This window comes from Psychrobacter sp. 1Y4 (assembly GCF_051847555.1).
The window spans coordinates 1-887 of sequence record NZ_JBPYDE010000280.1; the positions used below are offsets into that span (position 1 = coordinate 1).

The following is an 887-nucleotide window of genomic DNA, read 5'->3' on the forward strand; positions in this document are numbered from 1 at the left end:
ATCACACCGCCACGCTTAGCGATAACACAGACACCAGAGTCACGAGCAACGTGACGCTCCATACCAGTACCTACTAACGGCTTATCAGCACGTAACGTAGGAACAGCCTGACGCTGCATGTTCGAGCCCATCAAGGCACGGTTAGCATCATCATGCTCTAGGAACGGAATCAGACCTGCTGCAACCGATACTACCTGACTTGGCGATACATCCATATGCGTCACTTTTTCTGGCGGCATACGAACAAATTCACCATAGCTACGCACACTGACCATCTCGTCAGATAACGCGCCATCTTCAGTCATCGGAGAATCAGCCTGTGCAATGACAGTACCTACTTCTTCGATTGCTGATAAATACTCAATAACGTCAGTAACTTTACCATCAACCACACGGCGATAAGGCGTTTCTAAGAAACCAAAGCTGTTGGTTTTAGCAAAAGTCGCTAGTGAGTTGATCAGACCAATGTTTGGACCTTCAGGAGTCTCAATAGGACATACACGGCCATAATGCGTATCATGTACGTCACGTACTTCAAAGCCTGCACGTTCACGAGTTAGACCACCAGGTCCTAACGCTGATACACGGCGCTTATGGGTAACTTCAGACAACGGGTTGTTCTGATCCATAAACTGTGACAACTGGCTTGAACCAAAGAATTCTTTAACCGCAGCCGCTACTGGCTTAGAGTTAATCAAATCTTGTGGTGACAGGTTGTCTGATTCTGCTGAGCTTAAACGCTCTTTTACAGCACGCTCAACACGTACTAGACCAACACGGAATTGGTTTTCTGCCATTTCGCCTACTGAACGAATACGGCGGTTACCCAAATGGTCAATATCATCAACATCGCCGCGACCATTACGAATCTCGATAAGCTCTTTTAG

General features: G+C 47.0%; 1 pseudogene. It reads right to left on the minus strand.

Annotated features, from left to right (window positions below):
* Positions 1-887: pseudogene (gene rpoB / locus ACS8FC_RS15780) on the minus strand (DNA-directed RNA polymerase subunit beta); the annotation flags it as partial.